Source organism: Oliverpabstia intestinalis (assembly GCF_009696065.1).
GTDB classification, from domain to species: domain Bacteria; phylum Bacillota; class Clostridia; order Lachnospirales; family Lachnospiraceae; genus Oliverpabstia; species Oliverpabstia intestinalis.
In genome coordinates, this window is the sequence record NZ_VUMS01000091.1 from 1 (window position 1) to 1,021 (window position 1,021).

1 protein-coding gene is annotated in these 1,021 nt (G+C 34.0%); it reads left to right on the forward strand.

Annotated features, from left to right (window positions below):
* Positions 1-171: 171 nt before the first annotated feature.
* A partial coding sequence (locus tag FYJ57_RS15065; RefSeq protein WP_154433286.1) for a transposase occupies positions 172-1,021 on the forward strand: 850 nt, incomplete at its 3' end.

Sequence of the window (1,021 nt, forward strand, 5' to 3'; positions counted from 1 at the left end):
TAATGCCAGTTAGCTAAAATTGGAATAAAATAGTAGGTATCCTAAAGTAATGGTAATAATGCACAATTCATAACATTGTTTTTCTATGTTTCAAAACATAAAAATCACTTGACAAATACATCAAAATTTGCGGCGCAGCCTCTTGAATATACATTTTTAGGAGGTTTTACCATGAATCACTATGCAAACTACGTTCGCAACACTCTTTTTAAAGCTATTTCAGAAATGGAACAGCAAATGGAAGATTTCGTAAAGAATCCCGGACACGATTTTTCAAGGAAAGGGAAAATGGAATTCTCCGATGTCATAAAGTTCTATATCTCATCAGGTAGCAGTGCCCTTGATGTTGAACTATGTGAATACGCAGACCGAGAAAAACTCAATTCTGAGCTTCCTATTTCAAAATCCGGCTACATTCAAAAGAGAAATAAACTAAAGCCTGACACTATGGAAAATCTGTTTCATTCTTTTAATAGAAAAATAAAGTCTAAGAAAACTTTTCAGGGTTATGAGCTTCTTGCCTGTGATGGAGCAGACCAAAATATTTTCCGTGATCCAAAAGATAAAAAGACACATTTTCCTGGAAAGAAAGAGCGTGGAACTTTTGGGTTTAATCAATTGCACATTAATGCCTTATATAATCTGCTGGATTTCAGATATGTACATACATTAATCCAATCACCATATGAGGAGAATGAATCATCAGCTCTTATTCATATGGTAAAAGATCTTCCGAGAAACAGAAAAACAATCATTATTGCAGATCGGGGATATGAAACTTACAATATTTTTGCAAATATTCAGGAAAAAGGTCTCTTCTATCTTATTAGAGTAAAAGATGTCACCAGCAATGGAAGTATCGCGGGTAGCCTTTGCCTGCCATCAAAAGGGGAATTCGATGAAGACATCACTCTTAAAATGACAAGAAAGCAAAAATATTTAAGAGAAAAAGGTTATAAATATCTTGCCAAATCGTCTCCTTTTGATTTTTTGGATTCAGAACATCCTTTTTACGAACTAT